The sequence below is a fragment of the Synechococcus sp. R6-7 genome, assembly GCF_047461695.1.
GTDB lineage: Bacteria > Cyanobacteriota > Cyanobacteriia > Thermostichales > Thermostichaceae > Thermostichus.
Window position 1 is genome coordinate 1 of sequence record NZ_JANSHS010000219.1, and the last position, 1,488, is coordinate 1,488.

1 protein-coding gene is annotated in these 1,488 nt (G+C 58.2%); it reads right to left on the reverse strand.

The genetic code is table 11. The annotated features are described in order from the left end of the window. Positions 1–128: 128 nt before the first annotated feature. A partial coding sequence (locus tag NW815_RS07265) for a BMP family lipoprotein (protein ID WP_414415850.1) occupies positions 129–1,488 on the reverse strand: 1,360 nt, incomplete at its 5' end.

Consider the following 1,488-nt stretch of genomic DNA (forward strand, 5'->3'; position numbering starts at 1 on the left):
ACCTACACCCATGTGGCGGAGCAGGGTGGGTTTGACCTTAAGCCCTTTCCCCAGATCCGAGCCTGGTGTCAGCGGGTGAAAGAAACCGACCGGTTCTTCCCCCTACCCGGAGCCTAGAACGCCTTCCGCTAGTTGCTGGCTCCCTCCATGCCCTCTAGCAACTGGCCCAGATACCAAATCTCGACCTCGCTGGCCACTTCCCCCTCAGCCAAGAAGGGCGTGCCATCTTGGAAGTTGAGCGGCCCCTTGAAGAGCTGAATGCTGCCATTCCCCAAGCCAGCAATAAACTCCTCCAGCTTGGCCTTGTCTTCCGGCTTCAGGGCTTCTCCCATGATGAACCCTGCCGAAGACGTGTCCGGGTTGTTGATATCCGACCAGTCGATGGGCGGACGCAGGAATTGGCTCTCGAAGGTGCCCGCGCGAGCTGCCTCGATCAATTGCTTGTATCCTGGCCCCCAGTTGTAGTAGGAAACCCCCAGGCAAATTTCGGGCGCGAAGTTGCAACCGCTGGCCAGGCCGTAGTGGGTGTAGCGCACTCGCTTTCCGGCCTCAGCAGCCCGCTTGCCTTGTACCGCCGCCTCCGGCGTATCCAACCCCGACATCACCACATCAAAGCCGCTGTTGTAAAAGTCATCGGCAACCTTGCTTGGATCCAAAGTAACCCCTGGAATGTTGAACCAGAAGCCAATCCAGGTCACCCGGAACTGCAACTCTTCAGGACGATCTCGGTAAGTTTCCCAGCAGTATTTGGCCCCCAAGTAAGCAGCAGCAGCGTAACGGCGGGTTTCATCGTTGATCAGAGGTCCCAACAGGCCAATTTTGCCGGTTTCGGATCCCAGAGCCGCGGCACATCCGGCCACCATGCGCATCGCTTCCATCTGGGGCATGATGTTGGCCAAGTTGGGCAGATCGATGTAATTTTTCCCCTCCTTCCAGGCCATGTCCCCAGAAGCATGGATAACCGCAATCTCGGGATGCTTGCGGGCCGTTTCAATCGCGTCGTCTTTGTGGTCATCAGAAGTAAAGATGATAACCTTGGCCCCTCGGGCGATCATGTCATCCGCCACCTGGGAGGCGCGCACATTGGGCCGATCCGCCGGGTTCACCTTATCCAGGTAATCAAACTCGACACCGGGCAACTTGGCCTTGACGTATTCGCTGCCCTCCACATGCGCCTGGCTCCAGCCGCCATCCTGCATCGGCCCCACCAGCACCATGCCCACTTTGAAGGTCTCCTGCGCCGTTGTGGGGGTGGATCCCAGTAGAGCGGCGACTGCCAGGCCAATAGCCCAGCCTCTCGAGGGAGAAAAAGCGCGGGTAAGATTCCAGTTCACAGGCAGCTCCAACAGAATAGGGATCCAAAGCCGGAAGACTACATCCATCATCGGGATCCCGCTGCAGATCGCTGTATCTGAGAATACAAAAAGGCGCTTGGCAAACGACGTGGAAGCCAGCAGGGGCTCAGCTAGAAATCGCAGGAGCCCCGCA